This is a genomic window from Gordonia sp. (in: high G+C Gram-positive bacteria) (assembly GCF_052106715.1).
GTDB lineage: Bacteria > Actinomycetota > Actinomycetes > Mycobacteriales > Mycobacteriaceae > Gordonia.
This window is the reverse complement of record NZ_JBQEDL010000046.1, coordinates 1-21,734: the sequence shown is the minus strand read 5'-3', so window position 1 is coordinate 21,734 and position 21,734 is coordinate 1. Positions and strand designations below refer to the sequence as shown.

23 protein-coding genes and 1 pseudogene are annotated in these 21,734 nt (G+C 66.9%); 10 read left to right on the top strand and 14 right to left on the bottom strand.

The window, feature by feature from the left end; genetic code table 11:
* From ACTIMF_RS17225 to ACTIMF_RS17205, 5 genes are all read right to left on the bottom strand, one after another.
* On the bottom strand, nucleotides 1-1,197 hold a 1,197-nt coding region (locus ACTIMF_RS17225; protein WP_442351509.1), incomplete at its 3' end, for a wax ester/triacylglycerol synthase domain-containing protein.
* Entirely contained in the window at nucleotides 1,194-1,442 is a 249-nt protein-coding gene (locus tag ACTIMF_RS17220; RefSeq protein ID WP_442351508.1) for an acyl carrier protein, read from the bottom strand. The genes ACTIMF_RS17220 and ACTIMF_RS17225, both read right to left, overlap by 4 nt.
* Before the next feature lie 47 nt (nucleotides 1,443-1,489).
* Entirely contained in the window at nucleotides 1,490-2,299 is an 810-nt protein-coding gene (locus tag ACTIMF_RS17215; RefSeq protein ID WP_442351507.1) for an ABC transporter permease, read from the bottom strand.
* On the bottom strand, nucleotides 2,296-3,102 hold the full coding sequence (locus ACTIMF_RS17210) for an ABC transporter permease (RefSeq protein WP_442351506.1): 807 nt from the start codon (nucleotides 3,100-3,102) through the stop codon (nucleotides 2,296-2,298). Before ACTIMF_RS17210 ends, ACTIMF_RS17215 begins: the two co-directional genes overlap by 4 nt.
* Nucleotides 3,099-4,070 carry an ATP-binding cassette domain-containing protein gene (locus ACTIMF_RS17205; protein ID WP_442351505.1) on the bottom strand — a complete coding sequence of 324 codons (972 nt, stop codon included), beginning with the start codon at nucleotides 4,068-4,070 and terminating at the stop codon, nucleotides 3,099-3,101. The genes ACTIMF_RS17210 and ACTIMF_RS17205 overlap by 4 nt, the downstream gene beginning before the upstream one ends.
* A 167-nt stretch (nucleotides 4,071-4,237) precedes the next feature.
* On the opposite strand from ACTIMF_RS17205, the gene ACTIMF_RS17200 reads away from it, so the two are divergent.
* Both ACTIMF_RS17200 and ACTIMF_RS17195 read left to right on the top strand, forming a co-directional pair.
* On the top strand, nucleotides 4,238-4,594 hold the full coding sequence (locus tag ACTIMF_RS17200; RefSeq protein ID WP_442351504.1) for a hypothetical protein: 357 nt from the start codon (nucleotides 4,238-4,240) through the stop codon (nucleotides 4,592-4,594).
* A gap of 92 nt (nucleotides 4,595-4,686) precedes the next feature.
* Complete coding sequence (locus tag ACTIMF_RS17195; protein WP_442351503.1) at nucleotides 4,687-5,334, top strand: hypothetical protein; 648 nt, start codon at nucleotides 4,687-4,689, stop codon at nucleotides 5,332-5,334.
* A 27-nt stretch (nucleotides 5,335-5,361) separates the two neighbouring features.
* Here ACTIMF_RS17195 and ACTIMF_RS17190 read toward each other — a convergent pair whose 3' ends face one another.
* Nucleotides 5,362-5,799 (bottom strand): type II toxin-antitoxin system Rv0910 family toxin, encoded by a 438-nt coding sequence (locus ACTIMF_RS17190; protein WP_442351502.1) that lies wholly within the window; start codon nucleotides 5,797-5,799, stop codon nucleotides 5,362-5,364.
* On the opposite strand from ACTIMF_RS17190, the gene ACTIMF_RS17185 reads away from it, so the two are divergent.
* The gene (locus tag ACTIMF_RS17185) at nucleotides 5,777-6,379 is read left to right on the top strand and encodes a DNA-3-methyladenine glycosylase (RefSeq protein ID WP_442351501.1); all 603 of its coding nucleotides are present in this window, start codon (nucleotides 5,777-5,779) and stop codon (nucleotides 6,377-6,379) included. The genes ACTIMF_RS17190 and ACTIMF_RS17185 overlap by 23 nt on opposite strands.
* Nucleotides 6,380-6,451: 72 nt before the next feature.
* On the opposite strand, the gene ACTIMF_RS17180 is transcribed toward ACTIMF_RS17185, so the two are convergent.
* Genes ACTIMF_RS17180 through ACTIMF_RS17170 form a run of 3 tightly spaced genes read right to left on the bottom strand, consistent with a single transcriptional unit; the run spans nucleotide 6,452 to nucleotide 10,469 of the window.
* Entirely contained in the window at nucleotides 6,452-6,709 is a 258-nt protein-coding gene (locus tag ACTIMF_RS17180) for an antitoxin (protein WP_442351500.1), read from the bottom strand.
* Nucleotides 6,710-6,723: 14 nt separating this feature from the next.
* The gene (locus tag ACTIMF_RS17175) at nucleotides 6,724-9,396 is read right to left on the bottom strand and encodes an HAD-IC family P-type ATPase (protein WP_442351499.1); all 2,673 of its coding nucleotides are present in this window, start codon (nucleotides 9,394-9,396) and stop codon (nucleotides 6,724-6,726) included.
* Nucleotides 9,393-10,469, bottom strand: a complete 1,077-nt coding sequence (locus tag ACTIMF_RS17170) for an MBL fold metallo-hydrolase (RefSeq protein WP_442351498.1) — start codon at nucleotides 10,467-10,469, stop codon at nucleotides 9,393-9,395. The genes ACTIMF_RS17175 and ACTIMF_RS17170 overlap by 4 nt, the downstream gene beginning before the upstream one ends.
* 162 nt (nucleotides 10,470-10,631) lie before the next feature.
* Between ACTIMF_RS17170 and ACTIMF_RS17165 the strand changes: the two genes are divergently transcribed.
* Complete coding sequence (locus ACTIMF_RS17165; protein WP_442351497.1) at nucleotides 10,632-11,864, top strand: alanine racemase; 1,233 nt, start codon at nucleotides 10,632-10,634, stop codon at nucleotides 11,862-11,864.
* Nucleotides 11,861-13,180: a D-arabinono-1,4-lactone oxidase gene (locus ACTIMF_RS17160; protein WP_442351496.1), complete on the top strand. Its 1,320-nt coding sequence runs from the start codon at nucleotides 11,861-11,863 to the stop codon at nucleotides 13,178-13,180. The genes ACTIMF_RS17165 and ACTIMF_RS17160 overlap by 4 nt, the downstream gene beginning before the upstream one ends.
* Before the next feature lie 3 nt (nucleotides 13,181-13,183).
* Here the strand turns inward: ACTIMF_RS17160 and ACTIMF_RS17155 are convergent, their stop codons facing one another.
* Both ACTIMF_RS17155 and ACTIMF_RS17150 read right to left on the bottom strand, forming a co-directional pair.
* The gene (locus ACTIMF_RS17155; protein WP_442351495.1) at nucleotides 13,184-13,915 is read right to left on the bottom strand and encodes an enoyl-CoA hydratase; all 732 of its coding nucleotides are present in this window, start codon (nucleotides 13,913-13,915) and stop codon (nucleotides 13,184-13,186) included.
* Nucleotides 13,916-13,948: 33 nt separating this feature from the next.
* Nucleotides 13,949-14,728 carry a TetR/AcrR family transcriptional regulator gene (locus tag ACTIMF_RS17150; protein ID WP_442351494.1) on the bottom strand — a complete coding sequence of 260 codons (780 nt, stop codon included), beginning with the start codon at nucleotides 14,726-14,728 and terminating at the stop codon, nucleotides 13,949-13,951.
* A 67-nt stretch (nucleotides 14,729-14,795) separates the two neighbouring features.
* Here ACTIMF_RS17150 and ACTIMF_RS17145 point away from each other — a divergent pair, with 67 nt between their 5' ends.
* Together ACTIMF_RS17145 and ACTIMF_RS17140 are read left to right on the top strand one after the other, a co-directional pair.
* Nucleotides 14,796-15,683, top strand: coding sequence for an ATP-binding cassette domain-containing protein (locus ACTIMF_RS17145; protein WP_442351493.1), 888 nt, complete (start codon nucleotides 14,796-14,798; stop codon nucleotides 15,681-15,683).
* Complete coding sequence (locus ACTIMF_RS17140) at nucleotides 15,683-16,459, top strand: ABC transporter permease (protein WP_442351492.1); 777 nt, start codon at nucleotides 15,683-15,685, stop codon at nucleotides 16,457-16,459. Before ACTIMF_RS17145 ends, ACTIMF_RS17140 begins: the two co-directional genes overlap by 1 nt.
* A gap of 68 nt (nucleotides 16,460-16,527) precedes the next feature.
* On the opposite strand, the gene ACTIMF_RS17135 is transcribed toward ACTIMF_RS17140, so the two are convergent.
* Entirely contained in the window at nucleotides 16,528-16,893 is a 366-nt protein-coding gene (locus ACTIMF_RS17135) for an FKBP-type peptidyl-prolyl cis-trans isomerase (protein WP_442351491.1), read from the bottom strand.
* 4 nt (nucleotides 16,894-16,897) lie between these two features.
* A complete protein-coding gene (locus tag ACTIMF_RS17130) occupies nucleotides 16,898-18,208 on the bottom strand; it encodes a citrate synthase (protein WP_442351490.1) in 1,311 nt (436 codons plus the stop codon).
* A 171-nt stretch (nucleotides 18,209-18,379) separates the two neighbouring features.
* On the opposite strand from ACTIMF_RS17130, the gene ACTIMF_RS17125 reads away from it, so the two are divergent.
* The 3 genes from ACTIMF_RS17125 to ACTIMF_RS17115 all read left to right on the top strand — a co-directional run bounded on the left by ACTIMF_RS17125 (nucleotide 18,380) and on the right by ACTIMF_RS17115 (nucleotide 21,459).
* Nucleotides 18,380-19,051, top strand: coding sequence for a 5-oxoprolinase subunit B family protein (locus ACTIMF_RS17125; RefSeq protein WP_442351489.1), 672 nt, complete (start codon nucleotides 18,380-18,382; stop codon nucleotides 19,049-19,051).
* Complete coding sequence (locus ACTIMF_RS17120) at nucleotides 19,048-19,932, top strand: biotin-dependent carboxyltransferase family protein (protein WP_442351488.1); 885 nt, start codon at nucleotides 19,048-19,050, stop codon at nucleotides 19,930-19,932. Before ACTIMF_RS17125 ends, ACTIMF_RS17120 begins: the two co-directional genes overlap by 4 nt.
* A 522-nt stretch (nucleotides 19,933-20,454) precedes the next feature.
* On the top strand, nucleotides 20,455-21,459 hold the full coding sequence (locus tag ACTIMF_RS17115) for an oxygenase MpaB family protein (RefSeq protein ID WP_442351487.1): 1,005 nt from the start codon (nucleotides 20,455-20,457) through the stop codon (nucleotides 21,457-21,459).
* Between the two features lie 22 nt (nucleotides 21,460-21,481).
* On the opposite strand, the pseudogene ACTIMF_RS17110 reads toward ACTIMF_RS17115, so the two are convergent.
* Nucleotides 21,482-21,734 (bottom strand): annotated as a pseudogene (locus ACTIMF_RS17110) (MFS transporter); the annotation flags it as partial.

Below are 21,734 nucleotides of genomic sequence, written 5' to 3'. Positions count from 1 at the left end.
CAGGGCGGCGGGATCGGCGACGATTCCCAACGTGGTGCGATTGCCGAGGATCAGCCCGGTCACCGAGAACGAGTAGCCGATGAGCGGCGACATTGCGGTCGACTCGACGATGTCGCGACCGAGCATCGACCGCACGCGCGTGAACCCCGGGTTGATGCCGATGTGAATGTCCGGACTCATCCGCTTCATCGACTCGGCGACGATCGTGCGCATGTCCGTCCACTCGATCGGTGGGGCACCGTCGACCGACGCCAAAGCGAGGCCGAGGTTCTCGTCGTCGATGAGCGTGAGTTCGGAGCGCGCCCGCGCGATCTGCGCGTCAAGGTCGGGTTCGTCGCCGGGCAGATTGAGCAACGACACGGCGACGGCGTTGCCGGTGTGGCGGAACTCCGGGTCGAGCGTCACCGGCAGCGTGACCCTGATGTTCGAGGCCTGCGGTCCGTCGGATTCGGGCGGAGCGATGCTGACAGCGCGACCGATCGCCGCGACGAGGAACTCGTGGACCGACGCGCCGCGCGCCCGTGCAGCGCGACGCAGGTCGCGGGTCGACGCAGAGAACACGGCGGTCTCGCGTCGCCCGGACGAGGTGAGCGTCGGCCATGCGCGGCCGCCCTCACCGTCCATCCACTGCTTCTCGAATGCCGCCCGAGCCTTCGTCAGCACATCATCGTCGGGCGTGCCGACGCGGAATCGCGGGCTGGTCGCAAAGCGGTCGAAGCTCGCCAGATCGTCGTCGGATCCGTCGGCGAGCAGCGCCGAGAACGCGGCGCCTGCGATACCGTCTGACAGACTGTGATGCACTTTCACCAGCACGTATTGGGCGTCGGCCGCGGTCAACAGCGTCAGATGCCAGTACGGCTGAGGCTGCGGCAGCGCCTCAGAGAGGACGGCCGCCACCTGCTCTTGAACGTCGCCGTCGACGTGCACCTGCGTGACGTGCGCGGACACGTCCACCTCGTCGGCGACGACGATCTCGGGTGCTCCGTCGCGTCCGCCGCGCACGCCGATGCGGAACAGTTCGTACCGGCCAACACGCTGCGCGACGCGCTCACGGACGGCGTCGAGAGTCAGCGGTTCGCCGTCGCCCAGCGTGAGCAGCATGCCCCAGTGAGCGGGCGCCCCCGGACCGTCCGAGTGCAGGTAGGTGAAGTCCGACGGACCGAACTCGGCGACACCGGGTTGTACGGCGGCAGTCACTGGGTGACGCTCATCTTGGCGCGGATGGCCTCTTCGAGGTCGCCGACGGTCTTGGCGTCGTAGATCTCGCGTTCGGCGAGCTTGACGCCGAGTTTCTCCTCGATCGCGACGACACCGATGGCGAACGCCACCGAGTCCATGCCGAGGTCGTCGATCAGCGACGACTCCTCGGTGACGCCGTCGACCGACAGGTCGAGGTCCTCATCGAGGATCTCTTTCAGCGACTCACGTACCCGATCAGACATTGATTACTCCTTTTGGTTGAATCAGCGCTTTCGCCGCTGATGGTGAATCAGCGGCCCTCGGAGGCACGGCGATATCCGCGCACGGCGAGCGGCCCGAAGACGGCGAGCAGACCGAGGGTCCACACGACGGTCGCGACGAGCGGCCCAGTGATGGGACCGCCCTCGGTCAACGCGCGGATCGCGTCGATCGCCGGACTCATCGGCTGGTTGCGGACCACCGGCTGCAGCCATCCCGGGTACTCCGAGATCGGCGCGAAACCGCTGTTGAAGAACAGCAGGAACAGGAAGACACCACCGAGGAACTGCACCGACTGTGTGCCAGATGCGACGGTCGCGAGAGCGATGACGGGGGCCGCGACGCCGACCGCGAAGATCATCGGCACCACCCACGCGCCGAGCGCGGACAGCACGCCCTGCTCGAACCGGAATCCCATCGTCATCGCGACGAGGAACAGAACGACGGTGGCCAGTCCCGTGCGGACTGCTTCCGCGGTGAGGCGACCGCCGATGAATCCAGACCGCGACACGGGAAGCGTCCACATCCGCGACAGCAGTCCGGTGTCGCGCTCGTGGATCAGTGTCATCGCGGTCGCGATGGTCCCGTAGAGGGCGCCGACGAGCGCGACGAGGCCGGTGTTCCCGTAGATGCTGTCGCCGGAGCCGAGTGCCGTCACCGACTTGCCGAAGACGAGTTGGAACATCAGCAGCATGAACGTGGGGAACGCCAGCGATTGCACGAGGATGCCGGGATCTCGACTCCACGACTTCAGCAGCGTGCCGGTGTGGACGGCGACTTGCGCGAGAGACCCCACCGCTCGCCGCTGGGGCCACGTTCTCGTCTGCGTCTCGGTGCTCATCGGGTCGCCTGCTTTCGTGCGACGGCGGCTACCGCGAACCCGCCTGCGGCGAGAAGCCCGACGGCCCAACAGATCACGGCCGTCGGATCGAGGTCGGCGCCGGTCGAGAGTGCACGGAGCGCGTCGGAGAACACCGACAGGGGCTGGTTTCGCACGAACGGTTGGATCCATCCCGGGAAGCTGTCGGCCGGAACGAGTCCGGTGGACGCCATGATGAGGATCAGCTGCGGGATCATCAGGACGCTCGCGACGGCGAGTGAACTCGCGGCGACCGAGCCCGCGGCATCGGTGAGCAGGCTCAGTGCGACACCGAAGAGCACGACGAGGATCAGGAAACCGACCGTCGCAACGACGCCTCCCTCGAAGCGGAAGCCCAGCGCGAACCCGACGATCAATCCGCCGCACACCGCGAGACACATGCGCACTACCACCCACGTCATGCGACCGAGGATCGGGGCCACACGCGGGATCGGCAGGCTCATCATCCGCTCACGCACACCGGCGCGGGCGTCGGCGCCTGCGACCTCGGTTGCGGCGATCGCGGTGAAGATGCCGGTCTGCAAAAAGATGATCGGTGTGAGGAACTGGGCGTAGTCGCCGCCCGCGGCCTCGAATCGTCGGTGCAGCGGCACATAGAAGCAGAGGAAGAAGACGACCGGGCTCAGCGTCGCGAACATCGCATCGCCGGTCCGTATCCCGGTGGACATCTTCTGGCGGGCGAGGGTCGCCGTCGCCGACACCAGTCCGACGGAGCTACGGCGCACCGCTGTCGACGCGGCTGGCTGCGCGAGGACGGCAGTCACAGGGCATCGACCTCTGCCATCTGATCCGACCCCGTCAGCTGCAGGAAGACTTCGTCGAGCGACGGCTGCCGCAGACCGATGTCGACGACGTCGATCTGCGCGGTGTCCAGGCGCGCGATGACGTCGCGAACCGTCGACTTCCCGTCCACAGCACGGACGACGATCCGCGGGTGGGCCGCGGTCGACGCGTCGTCGTGCTCGATGACCTCCAGGCCGGTCAGTGCGGCGAGGGCCGTGTCGATGTCGGACCGCTGCACCAGGCTCATCTCGCACACGGCCGCGCCCGCCTGTTGTTTCAGGGTGCCCGGGGTGCCGGAAGCGACGATCCGTCCACTGTTGAGCATGACGATGTCGTCGGCGAGGCGGTCGGCCTCTTCGAGGTATTGGGTGGTCAGCAGGACGGTGATGCCAGCGGCCCGGAGTCCGGCGACGGTGTCCCACACGGCTGCGCGGCTGCGCGGGTCGAGGCCGGTCGTCGGCTCGTCGAGGAACAGCACCTCGGGGCGGGTGATGAGGGAGCTCGCGATGTCGACGCGGCGCCGCATGCCGCCCGACAGTGCGCCGACGCGGCGGGTGCGGACGTCGGCGAGGTCGAACTGCTCGACGAGGTCGTCGATGCGGGACTTCAGCGCGGTACCGCGCAACCCGGTGAGGCGGCCGAAGACCGAGAGGTTCTCGGCCGCGGTCAGGCTGTCGTCCATCGACGCGTACTGGCCGGTGAGCGAGATCAGTTCACGAACCTTCGCCGCGTCGCCCACCACGTCGTACCCGGCGATCCGCGCGCTTCCTGCGGTGGGACGCTGCAGTGTCGACAGCAGGGTGACGGTGGTCGTCTTCCCGCTCCCGTTCGGCCCGAGGAGGCCGAGGATCTGTCCCTGCGGCACCTCGAACGAGATGCCGTCGAGAGCGGCGACGCTCCCATACGTCTTGGTCAGATTCTCCACTGAGATCGCGACGGGCGCTGACATGCGTCCTCCCCTTCGTGGGCGGCGTTCGGCACCAGCACAACACTGGAATATAGGTGAGCCTAACCAATTGTATTGGGGTTGGCTACGGCGGGTGTCGCGCAATCACCTAGACGATGTGCGTACTTCCACGCATCCGTGCCGGATCGTTGGGTGGAACTGTCGCAGGCATGCCCACATCAACAGACTCCCAACCACATCAGCCGCCCGACTCGAGAGCGGGATGGTACGCCGCACCGCTGATCTCTACGGCGCTCACGATCGTCCTCGCGCCGGTCGTACTCTTCTGGTTCGCGTTGAGCGCGATGGCGTTCGACTCGTGCTTCGAACCCGCGTCGTGTCCGGGGGCGACGATGCACGTGCAGACCGCAGCCGTCGCCTCCGCGGCTTCGCTGATCGCACTGTTCGGACAGTGGGCGATCGCGTACTGGCTCCCCCGGTCGGCGCGAAAGTTCATCGCCGCGGTGCCGCCGACTCTGGCCCTCTTCGCGTTGGCCGTGATCATGTCCACACCGGCAGGCCAATGACTGGACGAGGCCTATCTTGGCCGCGTTCGGCGCAATAGGGTGGAATGCGTCGTGCGTGCGTCTGCACCGGGAGACCCGTGAGGGAGATCGTCATGATAATCCGTCTAATCGCGATCGGAGTCGCTGCCGTCGGCGCGATGCTGGTGACGGGGTGCAACGGTGCCGACGGAACGGCGGTGCGCGCCTCGGGAGGCAATTCGACTGCTGCGACGACAGCCACTGCGACGACGGCGAGCGATCCCGGCGAATGCGCCACGACTACCGATGCCTACCTGACCGCCACCCAGAAGGACGGCGAGCCGGCGTTCAGCGTTCCCGTCGTCGACGGGTGGAACCGCATCAGCAGGTTCGAGGACCAGTTGACCCGCCTGGCGGTGGCCGACAAGTCGTTGACTGTCGACAACTTCGCGCCGAATTACGTCGTCACAGTCGAGAAGGCGCCCGCCGTCGGCCGCGCAGAGTTCGACCGACAGCTACAGGCTCTGAGCAGGGTCGCCGTCGGTGGCAGCGTTCACCAGCATGCCGAGTCGACGACGTGCGGCTTTCCGAGTCTGATCGTGGACTACCGATTACAGGTCAAACCCGGAATAGGCACCCACGCGACGGTGCTCATCGTGAGCATCCCCGAGGAACCGTCGCCAACGACCGCGACGCTGACCATTCAGACAGCGGATCCAGACAATGCGGAGTACTCCGCAGCCAAGAAGTCGATCATCGACGGCTTCCGCGTAGAGAAGTAGGTCCGGGGCACGACCAGCGGCGGAGAATCAGCTGAAGATCGTCGTGAACTTCTCGAGCGAGGTATGGACGTCGCCCTTCACCGCAGCGGCAGCAGCCTTGCCGACCGGACCCATCAGCGGGAGCCCGCCGAGGTCGATGAGGAAGCTGATCGTGGAGCCGTTGCCGTCTGGCTTGACCGTCAGGTTCAGCTTCGCTTTGACGCCGCCTTTGCCCGTACCCTTCAGAGCGACTTCGTTGGGCCGATCGAACTTCTCGACCTCCCAAGTGAACCGGACGCGCGTGCCCTTCGCCTTGATCACCGACGACAGCGTGGTGCCTTTCCCGAGTTCGTCGGCGGTGGGCAGCCTGCTGCGCCAGCCGTCGTGCAGGACCAGCCACTCGTCGTAGCGGGACAGGTCGGCGGCCGCCGCGAAGGTATCCTCGGGCGACAGATCGACATGAATGGAGTCACTCGTCTTGGCCATGGTCACAGAGCCTAGCGTCTGCGTCTGCGCACGAGGACTCCTCGGCCGGGTTCTCACCTCGCACGGCGTGTCGGCGGTGATCACCGAGGTCGAGGCATACGACGGCCCGCACGATCCGGCGTCGCACGCGTACACGCGGACACCGAGGTCGGAGACCATATACGGCCCGCCGATGCGCCTGTACGTATACCGGATCCACGGCCACCACTGCGCGAACATCGTGACCAGCGCCGAGGGCGAGGGTTCAGCCGTACTGATCCGGGCGGGCCGCATCGTCGACGGCCTGGACATCGCCCGTCAACGGCGACAGACTATGGCCGAAGACGAGTTCCTCGGCCGCGGACCCGGAAACCTCGCGAAGTCCTTGGGCATCACGATGGCCGATCTACGTACCGACCTGACCGCACCGACCGGCGTCTACCTCGGCGAACGCGTCCAACAACCGGCAAGGATCGTGGCCGGGCCACGCGTCGGAATCCGGTTGGCTGCCGACGAACCGTGGCGATTCTGGATCGATGGCGAGCCGTCGGTGTCGGCGTACCGCCGACATCCGAAGGCAGGTCGAGCGCCCAAGGGCTGACCAAGCCCAGAAAACACGAATGTCCGCCGTTCTGACCGGGAATCCGGTCCAGAACGGCGGACAGTGGGAACGCTACTGCTGGCCGCCCGGCTGCTGCCCGTCCGGGTTCTGACCCTGCTGGCCCTGCGGGTTCTGGCCCTGCTGGCCCTGGCCACCCTGCTGGTCACCCTCGGCGCCGACGGCCTTGCGAGCAGCGTTCTGCGCCTTGTCGATCTGCGACGAGTACTTGTTGCCGGTCGCCTTGTCGACGGCGTCGCCACCCTTTTCGATGAGCTTCGGGTTCGAGCTCAGCGCATTCTTTGCCTTGTCAACGAGTCCTTTGAGATCCATGTTCGGAAGTGTACTCACCGACTTGATCTCCCGCCGGAGGTCGACGATCGGAGAACTGCACCGAGCATGCGAGTGCACACCTCGACTGCGACACATCCGACAAGCGCGCAGATTCCGGCGACCGCCATCATTCCGGCGTTCGACGAATCGAGGTGGAACATCCGCTGCGTGAACGGAATCGTGAAGATCCCCACGTACGCGAGCACCGAGACTCCGATGAGCACCAGCTTCCACCACGTGTACGGACGCGCGACGACGGCCAGAACATACACGGCGATCGCAATCATCGTCGCCAGCGCCGCAGTCGCCGCCTGCGTCTGCTGAGCGCCGATCACCTGCGACGCGCTCGCGATCGCCGCGACGGAGTCGGACGGCGCCAACAGCACGTCGCCCGTGTAGCCGGCCAGCGCGGCCGAGTAGTCGCGGTTGACGAACATGAAGCAGGCGAACGTGGCGATACCGATGATGACGCCGTTCGGAATCGCCTGGGTCAGGACGCGGCGGACGAATCCGGTCTTCGCGCGCTCGTTGTTCGGAGCGAGCGAGAGCACGAACGCCGGGATTCCGATCGTGAACCAGGCCGAGATCGTCACGTGGATCGGTTGGAACGGGTAACTGACCGCATCCCACCCGAAGGCTTTGGCGAGTAAGCCGGTGATGCCGACGAGCAGGGCCAGCAGCACGGCGTACACGGTCTTGGTGAGGAACAGATTCGAGACGCGCTCGATGTTGCCGATGACGCGACGCCCCTCGCCCACCACATACGGCAGGGTCGCGAACTTGTTGTCCAACAAGACGATCTGGGCGACAGAACGAGCGGCGGACGACCCCGAACCCATCGCGACGCCGATGTCGGCGTCTTTGAGGGCGAGCACGTCGTTGACGCCGTCACCGGTCATCGCGACGGTATGCCCTTCGCTTTGCAGCGACGAGACCATCGCCCGCTTCTGATCGGGGCGGACGCGACCGAATGCGTCGGCGTGGTCGATCACCTGCGCGAGTTCGGACTCCTGCGTCGGCAGCTTCCGCGCGTCGACAGCGCTCTCCGGGTCACCAAGACCGAGCGAGGCCGCGACCGCGCCGACCGACAGCGCGTTGTCGCCGGAGATCACCTTGACCGCGACGTCCTGCGAATCGAAGTACTCGATGGTGCCGCGGGCGTCGGGGCGGACTCGCTGCTCCAGAACGATCAGGCCGGCCGGCGTGATCGCGCCGGGAAGGTTGGACGATCTCGACTCCGCTCGACCAGCGTGCGGGGGTCTCGACTCCGCTCGACCAGCGTGCGGGGATCTCGACTCCGCTCGACCAGCGTGCGGGGATCTCGACTCCGCTCGACCAGCGGAAGGGGGTCTCGACTCCGCTCGACCAGCGGAAGGAGGCTCGGAGTCGACAGGCATGTCGCAGGTGGCGACGAGGAGGATACGCAGCCCGGTCGACCCGAGTTCCTGTGCGAGGCGGGCGACCTCTGAGTCGGGATCGAGCAGCACGTCGGGCGCGCCGATCAACCAGTTACCGCGGTCGGCGCCGCCGGCGTCCACGAACGAGATGCCCGAGAACTTGTTCGCGGAGCTGAACGGCAGGATCGCCGACGTCGACCAGTCCGGCGCATCTGGGTACGCTTCGGCCAACGCTTGGATGCTGGCATTGGGGCGAGGGTCGGCCGCGGCCAGCGCGGCCATCGCGGTCTGCACGTTCACCGGGTCGACAGCATCGTCCACGACGCGAATCTCCGAGAGCCGCATCCCGTTCTCGGTGAGAGTTCCGGTCTTGTCGGTGCAGACGACGTCCACCCGGGCGAGGCCCTCGATCGCGGGGAGTTCGTTGACCAGACACTGCCGTTGACCGAGCCGTACGACGCCGACCGCGAACGCGATCGACGTCATCAGGACCAAGCCCTCTGGCACCATCGGCACGAGAGCGGCCACCATGCCGAGCAGCGCCGTCTTTATTCCGTTCTCGCTGATGAACAGCTGATTTACGATCGTCAGGACGCCCGCGGGAATCAGCAGCCAGGTGATGACCTTCAGGATCTTGTCGATGCCCGAGCGGAGTTCGGAGGAGACGAGCGTGAACTTGCTGGCCTCCGCCGCGAGCTGAGCTGCGTAGGCGTCGGCGCCGACCTTCGTGGCACGATAGGCACCCGAGCCGGAGACGACGAAGCTACCCGACATGATCTCGTCGCCGACGGCCTTGTCGACGGCGTCGGCCTCACCGGTCAACAACGACTCGTCGATGTCGAGCGCCTCGGACTCCACGGCCTCGCCGTCGACGACGACCTGGTCGCCGGGTCCGAGTTCGATGACGTCGCCGAGCACCACTTGATCGGGCGCGATCTCGGTGGCGACACCGTCGCGCCGGACGATCGGCTTGGCCTGTCCGACGATCGCCAACCGGTCGAGGGTCCGTTTGGCGCGGATCTCCTGGATGATGCCGATACCGCTGTTGGCGATGATCAGCAGGCCGAACAGCCCGTTGATGAACGAGCCGGTGAACGCGACGATCGCGAACAGCACACCGAGAATCGCGTTGATGCGGGTGAAGACGTTGGCCTTCACGATGTCGGCGACGCTGCGGCCTGACTTGTCGGGCACCGTGTTCGCCTGACCCGCGGCGAGCCGTTCGGCGACCTCCGCGGAGGTCAGTCCGGGCGCCCGGTCGGTCCCCGGACTCGTTCTCGCCGTGCTCATGCGTGTCGCTCCCACCAAGTCGGATCGTCGATTGCGGTTCCGACACGGTCGACCGTGTCGAGGGTGGAACCGGGGCGGGGTACGCATACGTCGACCCCGGCCGCTTCCGCCGCGGGCAGCAGCCTTCGCACGGGGTCACCCCACGAATGCCGCGCAAGGTTGAAAGTACCCCAATGGATCGGGATCAGAAGGCTGCCTCGCGCTCCGCCGTTGACCAGGCCGTGAACCATCACAGCCTCTTCCGGGTTGAGGTGGATGTCGGGCCACAACGGGTCGTAGGCTCCGATGGCGATGAGGGTCGCGTCGAACGCCCCGTGCCGTTCGCCGACTTCGCGGTACGCGTCGGTGAAACCGGTGTCGCCGGAGAAGAAAAACGAGTGCGCAGGCCCGGTGACACCCCAACTGGCCCACAGGGTCTCGTTCCTGGTGAATCCCCGGCCCGAGAAGTGGCGGGCCGGATACGCGTCGAACGTCACGGCTGTGCCGCGTATCGAGACGTCGACGCTGCCGTGCCAGTCGGCGGTGCGAATCCGACCCCCGTCGACGCCCCAGTGCCGCAGGTGGGCGTCCACGCCGATCGGGGCGACGAACAGCGCTTCCGGCTGGGTCCACGCGATCGTCGTGACTGTCCCGGTGTCGAGGTGGTCGTAGTGGTCGTGGCTGAGCAGAACGACGTCGACGGGCGGCAGTGCGGCCGCTGTGATCGGTACGTCATGCATGCGCTTGGGACCGACGAGTTGCGACGGCGAGCATCGGTCGCTCAGCACCGGGTCGAGCAGAACGCGGACCCCGTCGATATCGATGAGCGCCGTCGCATGCCCGAGCCAGGTGATCGACAGTGCCGCAGGCTCGTGCTCAAGAGCGGGTCGCAGAACGGGGATCACTCCGGCGGGCGCGCCCGGTCTGCGGAGCATGTCGACGAAGACGCCCGGCCCCGGGCCATCGGCTGCCACCGGAGCGGACTCCCGGTTGGCGAAGACGCCGTCCGACAGATTCGGCGAGCCAGCGGTGGCCTCGGTGATCGCAGCGGTCGACGCGCCCATTGCGCGCAATGGTCCAGGAATGAGAGTCACGGATCCAGAGTATGTCGGGATGCCGACCGACACGCACAGCGAGACAAGCGGGGGCGAGGCGAACACGTGTCGGCGGCTGCGTCGACAATAAAATGAGAGCTGTGTCATGATCATCACGGATTAATTGATCGATCGATCCACTTCGGTGGGAAGGGAGGCCCGATGCAGGGCGACGACCACCGGCCCGACTGGGCTGCCGTCGACGACGCGGTGCGCCACGCCGGTCTCGACTCCCCTGTCATCGCCCTCGATCTCGACGCCCTCGAGGACAACATCGACGACCTCCGACGCCGGGCCAACGGCGTCCCCATCCGCGTCGCGTCGAAGTCGCTACGGGTCCGTTCGATGATCGACCGCGTCCTCGACCGCGACGGCTTCGCAGGCGTCCTAGCCTACGACGCCGCCGAAGCACATTGGCTGGCAACCGAATCCGAGATCGGCGACGTCTTGCTCGGCTACCCGACCTGCCGGCGCGAAGCGCTCGCGTCCCTTCTCGTCGACGAGCAGGCGTGCTCACGCGTGACCCTCCTCGTCGACGATCCCGGCCACCTCGACCTCGTCGACTCCATTCTTCGGCCCGAACAGCGTCCGCGGGTGCGCGTGGCCATCGACCTCGACGCGTCGTTACGAGTCGCAGGCGGACGCGTACACCTCGGTGTCCGCCGTTCCCCAGTGCACACCGTCTCGCAGGCCGTCGCACTCGCCCGCACCATCGAGTCGCGCGACGGCTTCCGCCTGGTCGGTGTGATGTCGTACGAGGCCCAGGTCGCAGGCGTCGGGAACGACGTCGAGGGCAAAGCGGCGACGAACGCCGCGGTCCGCGCGATGCAGGCGGTGTCGATGCGCGAACTCCGGCACCGACGAGGCGCCGTAATTTCGGCGTTGCGGCGGATCACCGATCTCGAGTTCGTCAACGCGGGCGGCACCGGATCGCTCGAGGAGACCTCGAAGGATTCGTCGGTGACCGACATCGCCGCCGGATCGGGCCTGTTCGGCGGCCACCTGTTCGACAACTACCGTCACTTCCATCCGGCACCGGCGATGGCGTTCGGCCTCGACGTCCTGCGGCGCCCGGCCGACGGCATGATCACGTGCGGCGGCGGCGGATGGATCGCGTCGGGGCCGCCGGGCCTCGACCGCCTCCCGAAGCCGGTCTGGCCCGAAGGCCTTCAGTACGTCGACACTGAGTCAGCCGGCGAAGTGCAGACTCCACTCGCCGGCGACGCCGCCGACGAATTGTCGATCGGTGATCGAGTGTGGTTCCGCCACACCAAGTCCGGCGAAGTCTGCGAACGATCCGAACGGGTGGCCTTGATCCAACGCGACGCGAGGGGCGATACGCACGTCGTCGACGTCGTACCCACCTACCGAGGCGAAGGGAAGTGCTTCCTATGACTGGACGTAGGTCGAGCGGACGTTGGACGAACTGGGGCGGCACCGTCTCGTACACCCCCGCCGAAGTGATCACGCCGCGCACCGTCGACGAGCTCGCCGACGCTGTCAGCGGTGCCGCCGAACGTGGCGGCACGGTGAAGCCGGTCGGCGCGGGCCACAGCTTCACGCCGATCACCGTTACGCAGGGTGTCCAGGTGGACCTGTCCGGGCTGCGCGGCGTCCGAGGTGTCGATCGAGACCGTGGACGCGTGACGCTCGCCGCCGGGACACGGCTGCACGAGATCCCTGCGATCCTGGAACCGCTCGGCCTGGCGATGGAGAATCTCGGCGACATCGACCGTCAGACCATCGCAGGCGCCGTGTCCACCGGAACCCACGGCACCGGCGCACGGTTCGGCGGCATCTCCACCCAGATCCGCGGAGTCCAGATCGTCGACGGCACGGGCACGATCCGCGACATCGGCGAGGACGACCCCGATTTGAAGGCCGCAGCGCTCGCGCTCGGAGCGCTCGGCGTTCTCACCGAAGTGACCCTCCAGTGCGTCGAGGCGTTCGCCGTCCGCGCCGTGGAGGGGCCCGGCGACGCCGACGACGTCTTCGACGGCTTCGCCGACCGCATCGCCGAGTTCGACCATTACGAGTTCTACTGGTTCCCGCACACCAGTCGGACGCTCACGAAATCGAACACCCGACTCCCCGCGAACACCCCGGCCGACGGCCCGAGTCCGCTGCGCCGCTACATCGACGACGAACTCCTCGCGAACCGTACCCTCGGCGCGCTGTCGGGCCTGGGCTCACGAGTCCCGCGCATCGTTCCCGCCGTCAACCAGGTGGTCGGGCGGGCCGTGTCCGCGCGCACGTACACCGATCGGTCGGACAAGATCTTCGTGTCCGACCGCGATGTCCGATTCCGCGAAATGGAGTACGCACTCCCAGCAGCCGACGTCCCCGACGCTCTCCGCGAGGTGCGCTCGATCATCGACCGCAAGCACCGAGTGAGCTTTCCGATCGAGGTGCGCGCCGCAGCCGCGGACGATCTGATGCTGTCGACGGCGACGGGACGCGCCACCGGATACATCGCTGTGCACCGCTTCCACCGGGACGATCTCACGTCATCGCAGGAGTACTTCCACGACGTCGAGGAGATCATGATCGCGCACGGCGGTCGCCCGCACTGGGGCAAGTTACACACCCGCGACGACGCCTATTTCCGCGAGGCCTACCCCCGGTTCGACGAATTCCTCGAGGTACGTGAACGATTCGATCCGCACCGGGTGTTCGCCAACCCGTACCTGGAGACGGTGCTCGGCACCTGAGGGCTACCGCCCGCGGAACACGGGCGAGCGCTTCTCCTCACGAGCGGCGCGCGCCTCTTTCGCGTCGTCGCTCGTCCACGCGGCAACCATCGCGTCGTATCGGTCCTTCGGAGCCTCGTCGCGGGCGCCGTCGCCAGTGAGCACCATCTTGTAGTGACGCAGCGTCAGCGGCGCGAAACCGGCGATGGTGTCCGCCCAGTGGCGGGCGTCGGCGAGATCGCCGATCTTATTGGCGAAGCCCAGGTCGTAGGCGCGGTCGGCGCTCAGCGGATCGCAGCCGATCAGAATTCCGCGGGCAGGCCCTCCGCCGACCAACGACACGAGACGACGGATCGTCCATTCGTCCAGCGCGACACCGATCTTCGCGGCCGGGATACCCACGACGGCATCCGCCGCCATGACACGCAGATCGGCCGCCATCGCGAGCTGGAGACCACCGCCGAGTGCGGGACCGTTGACCGCGGCGATCACCGGGACCGGCGTCGACTCGATCTGTTCGATCACCGCGACGAGGCGTTCGGGGAACTCCGGGTCGTACACCGGACCGGACAGATCGGCGCCCGCGCTGAACACCGAGCCGCGCCCGGTGAGCACGATGACGCGTGCGCCGCCGTCTACTGCGTCGGTGAACGCCTGCGACAGATCTCGCAGCATGTCGTAGTCGAGGGCGTTTCGCTTGTTCTCACGGGCCAGTTCGATGGTGGCGACGGGGCCATCCGCGGTGCTCACGATCATGGAGGCAGAGTACCGAGATCACCGACGACGTGCTCAGTCGGCACTGCTTCGCCGCGTCTCCCATCGGACGGCGAGCCCGTCGAGCAACAGATCGAGGCCGAGCCGGTACTCGTCGTCCACCCCGCTCTCGTCCTCCGCCGGACCGCCGACGTAACCGCCTGAGAGCAGCAGCGGCGCGAGGTGGGGGAACCGTTCGACCGTGATCGCCTCGCCGAGTTCGGCGATCGCCTCGGCACCGAACTCGAGGTCGTCTTGGCCGGCGAGATCGCGTTCGAGCCCGGCGAACGACGCCACGTACGACGCGAGGGCGAGGACCACCGAGATCTGCTCCCGCTCACCGAGTTCTAACTCGCTCATCGCCCGCATGCCTCGATCGGCGACGTACATCGACGCGGGCATCAGCACCGACGTCGGACCTCGCGGGACGTCGAGCATCCACGGATGCTCGCGGTACATTCCGCGCAACAGACCCGCCCACGCACGGAGTTCGTCGCGCCAGCCGGCGTGACGATCGTCGCCAGAGGGGGCAGGCAGCAGCGACTCGGAACCGACCATGAGCAGCAACAACTCATCCTTGTTGGTGACGTACCGGTACAGCGACATCGTCGTGAAGCCGAGCTCTTTGGCGACCCTGGCCATCGTGACGGCTGCGAGCCCCTCGGCATCGGCGATCGCGATGGCCTGCTCGACGATCCGCTCGTGCGAGAGACCGCGGCGCGGCCCGTTCTGCGGCTGCACGTACGTCCCCCACGCGATCGCGACAGGCCTGGGCAGTCCACTCTCGGTCTTCCCACTCTCGGTCCTCTCCGCCATTCCCTCACCCTATGCCCGGCAGCGATTGACTGTGTACACCACACTCTGTGTATGCAATACTCAGTTTATGACATGCACAGATGGTGCGATCATCGAGATCACCGACCTCACCAAGTGCTACGGCGAGCACCGTGTGCTGACCGGACTGTCCCTGACGGTGGAGCCCGGCATCCATGCGCTCCTCGGGCCTAACGGCGCGGGGAAGACCACCCTCATCGACATCCTCACCACGTTGCATCCGTTCGACTCGGGTTCGGCGAGGGTGCTCGGACTCGACCTGACGACCGCCCGAGGCGACGTCCGTCGCCGGATCAGTGTCACCGGGCAGTTCACGACGATCGACGAAGTCCTCACCGGCACCGAGAATCTCGTGATGATGGGCAGACTCGTCGGGCTGTCTCCACGCGATGCTCGACGCCGCAGCGACGAACTCCTGGACCGATTCGATCTGACCGCTGCCGCGGATCGACGCGCGGCGACCTACTCCGGCGGCATGCGACGCCGTCTCGACCTCGCCGTCAGCCTGATCTGGCCGCCCGAGATCCTGTTCCTCGACGAACCGACCACCGGGCTCGACGCACACAGCCGACTGACCCTGTGGCAGCAGATTCGGGAGCTGGCTGCGACCGGCACCAACGTCTTCCTGACGACCCAGTATCTCGAGGAGGCCGACGCACTCGCCGACGAGATCTCGGTGATGGACCGCGGCCGGATCGTCGCGCGAGGCAGCGCCGCCGATCTCAAGGAGCGCGTCGGCGGCGCGGTCCTCGCTCTCCTGGACAACGGCGTCGTCGTTCAAGAAATCGCCACCGACGGGTCGGCGCACGACGTCGCCCGGCTCACCGCGATAGTGGCAGCCGACCGCCCCGACCTCGTCGTCGAGGTACGACGGCCCACGCTCGACGACGCGTTCCTGCACCTCACCGGGCATGCCAGCGGACAGGAGGCAGCGTGATGAGGGCTCCGGCACCCGGCGTGAGTCCGTTGGTCGCGTCACGCATCTTCATCGGCCGATCCGTCCGCCACAGCATCCGCAATGTGGACGCGATGGTCATGGCCGTCGCGTTGCCCGTGATGCTGATGCTCGTATTCGTCTTCGTGTTCGGCGGCGCGATCTCGGACACCGCGAGCTATCTCGATTACGTGGTGCCGGGCATCGTGCTGACGTGCGCGGGTTTCGGCGCGTCGAGTACCGGAGTGTCGGTGAGTCAAGATCTGAAGACCGGCGCCATCGACCGATTGCGGACCATGCCGGTCCCGTCCGCGACTGTACTGGTCGGACACACGGTCGCGAGCGTCGTCCGGAACCTGCTCGCGACCATCATCGTGGTGTGCGTCGCGGTGCTCCTGGGCTTCCGCCCGGACACCGGCATCATCGGCGCGGTGTTCGCGCTCGGCCTCGTCGCCTTCTACATCCTCGCCATCACGTCAGTGTTCGCGATGCTCGGCCTGGTGGCGGGGTCGGCCGAAGCTGCGAGCGGCTACGGCTTCGTGATCCTCTTCTTGCCGTACGCCTCCAGCGCGTTCGTGCCCCTCGACTCGATGCCCGGGTGGCTGCAGACGTTCGCCGCGCACCAGCCGGTCACCCCGGTCGTCGAGGCCACCCGCGCGCTGCTGAACGGCCAGTCCCCCGGGGGCGACGCGGCGATCGCCATCTGTTGGTGCGTCGGGATCATCGGCGCGGCGACCGCGCTGACTGTCTGGATGTTTCCGCGACGCTCCGCCCGGTGATGCCCCACGAGGCCGGAAACCACGAGACGCCCGGAACCGTCGGTTCCGGGCGTCTCGGTCTGCGAGTCTCAGGCGCCGAGCAGGTCGATCACGAAGATCAACGTCTTGCCCGACAGTCGGTGTCCCGCACCCTCGGGGCCGTAGGCCAGCTCGGGCGGCACGACGAGGCGACGACGTCCGCCGACCTTCATGCCGGGGATGCCTTCCTGCCAGCCCGGGATCAGTGCCTCGAGTGGGAAGTTCGCGCTCTGTCCGCGGTCCCACGACGAGTCGAACTCTTCGCCGGTCTCGAACTCGACGCCGACGTAGTGCACGTCGACCATGCCGCCACGCTGGGCCTCGTCGCCGTCGCCGACGATGAGGTCGGTGATCTGGAGCTCGGCCGGCGCAGGGCCCTCCGGGAACTCGACTTCGGGCTTGCTGTTCTCAGACATATATCTAACGGTCTCCCATCGACACGAAATCCCGCTCGGTGTAACCGGTGTACAGCTGGCGCGGACGGCCGATTTTGGTCGTCGGGTCGGAGTGCATCTCGCGCCAGTGGGCGATCCAACCGGGCAGACGGCCCAGCGCGAACAGCACGGTGAACATGCGCGTGGGGAAACCCATCGCGCGGTAGATGACGCCGGTGTAGAAATCGACGTTCGGGTACAGCTTGCGCTCGATGAAGTAGTCGTCGCTCAGCGCGACCTCTTCGAGCCCCTTCGCGATGTCGAGGAGTTCGTCCTCGACACCGAGCGAGGTGAGGATCTGATCGGCGGTCTTGCGTACGATCGCTGCGCGCGGATCGTAGTTCTTGTAGACGCGGTGGCCGAAGCCCATGAGCTTGACCCCGTCTTCTTTGTTCTTCACCTTGTCCATGAAGGCCTTGGTGTCACCGCCGGATGCGCGGATCTCGTCGAGCATCTCCAAGACGGCCTGGTTGGCTCCGCCGTGCAGCGGGCCCCAGAGCGCGTTGATGCCGCCCGAGATGGACGTGAACAGGTTGGCCTGCGAGGAGCCGACGAGTCGGACCGTCGACGTCGAGCAGTTCTGCTCGTGGTCGGCGTGCAGGATGAACAGCATGTCGAGAGCCTTGGCGACCTCGGGGTTCACCTCGTACGGCTCGGCCGGGAAGCCGAACGTCATGCGCAGGAAGTTCTCGACCAGGCTCAGCGAGTTGTCCGGGTACAGGAAGGGCTGTCCCTGCGACTTCTTGTACGCGTAGGCGGCGATGGTCGGCAGCTTCGCGAGGAGGCGGATGGTGGCGAGCTCCACCTGCTCGGGATCCTTCGGATCCAGCGAGTCCTGGTAGTAGGCGCTCAGCGCGTTGACGGCGCTCGAGACCACCGGCATGGGGTGCGCGTTGCGGGGGAAGCCGTCGAAGAACCGCTTGAGGTCCTCGTGCAGCAGCGTGTGGCGCTGGATGCGGGTGGTGAAGTTCTCCAGCTCCGACGGAGTCGGCAGCTCACCGTAGATCAACAGGTAGCTGACCTCGATGAAGGTGGACTTCTCCGCGAGCTGGTCGATGGGGATACCACGGTAACGCAGGATGCCTGCTTCACCGTCGATGTAGGTGATCGACGACTTCGTCGAGGCGGTGTTCACGAAACCGCCGTCGAACGTGGTCAGACCGGTCGTCGACAGGAATGAACCGAGTGCGACCGAGTCGCTGCCCTCCGAAGCCTTAAGAATAGGGAGATCGATCTTTCCACCGGGGTAGGTGAAAGTACCGGTCTGCTGTTCGGCGGCGCCATTCTCCACGGACACGCAAGCCCCTTAGCTATCGCGGGTGAGCAGTTGTTGGGTTACAACCTAGTCGTCCTTCGACCAGGCCGCCCAACGAGGGTGCCCCGGGATTACCAGGGGCCTTCTCACAGGACGGCCTACGACTTTTCTCGTCGCCCGCTAAGCCTACTCATATCCCGATACCGTGACGTCATGCGCGAGTACCCGGCGGGAGACGACGCACTCCTCCTCGACTTCAGCGGACAGCCCTCACCCGGTCGCGCGGCGGCCCGTGCCGCCGCGGCGTTGCGGGCCGCGACGTCCGACGGACGACTGGTGGTCGCCGACGTCGTCGCAGGTGCGGAAACTGTTCTAGTAGAGGCACTTCCAGGCATCGGAGTGAACGAGTTGGGGGTGCGTCGAGTGGTCCACGACCTGGCTGCCGACACCACACCGGACGTTGCAGCAGCTGCCGCCGATCACCTCGTCGTGGACACCGTGTACGACGGACCCGATCTCGACGCTGCGGCATCGATGGCGCGATGCTCGCCGGACGAGCTGATCCGCGCCCATACGGCAGTGCTCTGGCGAGTCCAGTTCATGGGGTTCGCACCCGGATTCGGCTACCTGACACCCGACGACTCGAGTGACAAATCTGACATCGATCTACTCTCCGAGATCGGGCGACGCGACCAGTCCCGGCCCGCCGTCCCATCGGGATCGGTGGCCGTTGCCGCGGGCTACAGCGCTGTCTATCCGCGCGAGAGCCCCGGAGGATGGCACCTCCTCGGGCGGACGAGTCGCCGCATGTGGGATTCCACCGCGGTCCCGCCCGCAGCGCTCGCGGCCGGTTCGACGGTCCGGTTCGAGCGGACAGACCGATGACGGGCCCGCACACCTGGTTCGTGGTCGCCTCGACGGGCCCGTTGGCGACGACACAGGACCTCGGCAGACCGGGGCACGCCCACCTCGGCGTTCCGCGGTCGGGGGCCGCGGATCTCGAGTCGTTCGCGCTCGCGAACCGTCTGGTCGGCAATCTCGAGGACGCCGCGTGCATCGAGGTGACGCTCGGCGGATTCTCGGCTCGCGTCCACGGGACCGCTCTCGTCGCAGTCACCGGACCAACGACGGTGGTCCGCGTCGACGGTCACGAGGTGGGGAGCCATTCGGCGATCCCGCTCAAGAACGGCCAGACGCTGTCGGTGACGGCACCACGTCGCGGGTGCCGCAACTATGTCGCCGTCCGCGGCGGGTTCGACGTCGCCACGGAACTCGACTCCCGATCGACAGACACCTTGTCCGGGCTCGGCCCTGCCGCGTTGTCGGTCGGTGACGAACTGCCCGTCGGACGATTGTCGGGCTCGTGGCCCGCGGTGATGCTCGCCCCGCCTGCGCCGTGTCCGGCGTCGCCCGCGGTCTCGTTGACGCTGCGCTTCGGTCCGCGCGACGACCGCCTCGTCACGCCGCGCACGCTGACCGACGGCGTCTGGGTGGTGAACCCGGCGAGCAACCGGATCGGCGTGCGTCTGGACCGGCCGACCGACAGCACCGTACCGGCGCTCACACACCGCGATCTGCCCGAACTGGCCTCCGAAGGCGTTCCGCTCGGCGGCGTGCAGATCCCGCCGAGCGGCCAGCCCGTCCTGTTCCTCGCCGACCACCCGGTGACCGGCGGATATCCGGTGGTCGCCGTCGTGACCCCGACATCGTTGCCTCATGCAGCGCAGTTGGTCGCCGGCGATCGCGTCCGCTTCTCCCTCGGCTGAGCGCGCCTTCCCCGCAGCCGGTCGAGCGAAGTCGAGCCCCCCTCCGCCGGTCGAGCGAAGTCGAGACCCTCCCTCCGCCGGTCGAGCGAAGTCGAGACCCTCCTTCCGCAGCTGGTCGAGCGAAGTCGAGACCCTCCGCAGCCGGTCGAGCGAAGTCGAGACCCTCCCTCCGCCGGTCGAGCGAAGTCGAGACCCTCCTTCCGCAGCTGGTCGAGATCTCGACTCCGCTCGATCAACTGGGGTCACTCCGCTCGATCAACTGGGGTCACTCCGCTCGATCAACTGGGGTCGCTCCTCTCGATCAACCGGGGCCCTCCTCTCGATCAACTGGGGTCGCTCCGCTCGATCAGCCGGAGCCCTCCTCTCGATCAACTGGGGTCGCTCCTCTCGATCAGCCGGGGGTCACTCCGCTCGATCAACCGGGGCCCTCCTCTCGATCAACTGGGGTCGCTCCGCTCGATCAGCGGCTGGAGATCGACGACCCATTGCTTTCCGGTTGAGACGTATCTAGAGTTTCGTCTCATGACGGATCTGCTGCGCGACAATGCGACTGCGGCCGAGGCGACGACGCTGCCGCCACTCGGCCCCGACTCGGTGACGTGGCGCTACTTCGGCGATTGGCGCGGCATGCTCATGGGGCTGTGGTCGGGGTCGATGCAGAATATGCACCCGAAGTTGGCCGCGGGCGTGTGGGACCACTCCGACTTCTTCGGCGAGCGATGGGAACGCCTGCTGCGATCGCTGTATCCGATCTCGGGTGTCGTCTTCGATCAGACGCCGGAGACCGGCCAGCAGGTCCGCGACTACCACCTGACGATCAAAGGCACGATGGACGACGGTCGGCGCTACCACGCGCTGGACCCCGACGTCTTCTACTGGGCGCACGCCACCTTCTGGTTCGGCAACATCCGGTGCGCCGAAGCGTTCGGGCCGCCGATCTCCGAGGCCGACAAGCGGGCCTTGTTCGAGGAGTCGAAGAACTGGTACGCGGCCTACGGGATCAGCATGCGGCCGTGCCCGGACACCTACGAGGAGTTCCTGGACTACTGGGACCATATGTGTCGCCGAGTACTCCGCGACCACGATGCGGTGCGCACCGTCCTGGACATCACGTCCCTGCCCGTCCCTCCGTGGGCACGGCCGTGGTTGCCGAATTGGGTGTGGAAGCGGCAGGTCACGGTGGTGCAGCGCCTGTTCATGTGGATCACGACGGGCCTCTACGACGGACCGATCCGCGAAATGATGGGCCTGACCTGGACCGACAGCGATGAGCGACGTTTCCGACTGGTCGGGACTGCAGTGAACGCGACGATGAACCTGCTCCCCTCCCGCTATCGCCGCCATCCGCGTGCACGCGACGCCGACGATCGAGCGTCGGGCCGTGTATCGCCGGACGCTCCCCTGCTCGAGACGCCGACCCGCAATCTGCCGTCCGGCGCCGAACGCGACAACCCGATCCACTACTGCCCCGTCCACGCGGGACGTCGCGCCAACCTGCCGTGGCAGTCCGATGAAGTGAACGACTGACCTATCCCCGCCACCTCAGGGGCTAAACACCCTTTTCCCTGAGCGATATTCGGTAGCGCCAGAAGGCGGGGACGGCGAGCGCCGCGAGCACCGTCCCGATCACCGTGAGCATGCCGCCGCCCGCGACCGTGACCGCTGTGCCCGCGACGGCTGCGGCCCCGCCGTGCGCGACGTCGGCGATGCGCGGACCACCCGCGACGATGACGATGAAGACGCCCTGGAGTCGGCCGCGGACGTCGTCGCTGGCCGCGGACTGCAGCATGGTCTGGCGGAAG

Bases quoted from the DNA above. Each gene is read 5' to 3' on its own strand.
- ACTIMF_RS17220 (WP_442351508.1), bottom strand. From the start codon at position 1,442: ATGTCTGATCGGGTACGTGAGTCGCTGAAAGAGATCCTCGATGAGGAC.
- ACTIMF_RS17215 (WP_442351507.1), bottom strand. From the start codon at position 2,299: ATGAGCACCGAGACGCAGACGAGAACGTGGCCCCAGCGGCGAGCGGTG.
- ACTIMF_RS17205 (WP_442351505.1), bottom strand. From the start codon at position 4,070: ATGTCAGCGCCCGTCGCGATCTCAGTGGAGAATCTGACCAAGACGTAT.
- ACTIMF_RS17200 (WP_442351504.1), top strand. From the start codon at position 4,238: ATGCCCACATCAACAGACTCCCAACCACATCAGCCGCCCGACTCGAGA.
- ACTIMF_RS17195 (WP_442351503.1), top strand. From the start codon at position 4,687: ATGATAATCCGTCTAATCGCGATCGGAGTCGCTGCCGTCGGCGCGATG.
- ACTIMF_RS17185 (WP_442351501.1), top strand. From the start codon at position 5,777: ATGGAGTCACTCGTCTTGGCCATGGTCACAGAGCCTAGCGTCTGCGTC.
- ACTIMF_RS17190 (WP_442351502.1), bottom strand. From the start codon at position 5,799: ATGGCCAAGACGAGTGACTCCATTCATGTCGATCTGTCGCCCGAGGAT.
- ACTIMF_RS17180 (WP_442351500.1), bottom strand. From the start codon at position 6,709: ATGGATCTCAAAGGACTCGTTGACAAGGCAAAGAATGCGCTGAGCTCG.
- ACTIMF_RS17175 (WP_442351499.1), bottom strand. From the start codon at position 9,396: ATGAGCACGGCGAGAACGAGTCCGGGGACCGACCGGGCGCCCGGACTG.
- ACTIMF_RS17165 (WP_442351497.1), top strand. From the start codon at position 10,632: ATGCAGGGCGACGACCACCGGCCCGACTGGGCTGCCGTCGACGACGCG.
- ACTIMF_RS17160 (WP_442351496.1), top strand. From the start codon at position 11,861: ATGACTGGACGTAGGTCGAGCGGACGTTGGACGAACTGGGGCGGCACC.
- ACTIMF_RS17155 (WP_442351495.1), bottom strand. From the start codon at position 13,915: ATGATCGTGAGCACCGCGGATGGCCCCGTCGCCACCATCGAACTGGCC.
- ACTIMF_RS17150 (WP_442351494.1), bottom strand. From the start codon at position 14,728: ATGGCGGAGAGGACCGAGAGTGGGAAGACCGAGAGTGGACTGCCCAGG.
- ACTIMF_RS17145 (WP_442351493.1), top strand. From the start codon at position 14,796: ATGACATGCACAGATGGTGCGATCATCGAGATCACCGACCTCACCAAG.
- ACTIMF_RS17140 (WP_442351492.1), top strand. From the start codon at position 15,683: ATGAGGGCTCCGGCACCCGGCGTGAGTCCGTTGGTCGCGTCACGCATC.
- ACTIMF_RS17135 (WP_442351491.1), bottom strand. From the start codon at position 16,893: ATGTCTGAGAACAGCAAGCCCGAAGTCGAGTTCCCGGAGGGCCCTGCG.
- ACTIMF_RS17125 (WP_442351489.1), top strand. From the start codon at position 18,380: ATGCGCGAGTACCCGGCGGGAGACGACGCACTCCTCCTCGACTTCAGC.
- ACTIMF_RS17120 (WP_442351488.1), top strand. From the start codon at position 19,048: ATGACGGGCCCGCACACCTGGTTCGTGGTCGCCTCGACGGGCCCGTTG.
- ACTIMF_RS17115 (WP_442351487.1), top strand. From the start codon at position 20,455: ATGACGGATCTGCTGCGCGACAATGCGACTGCGGCCGAGGCGACGACG.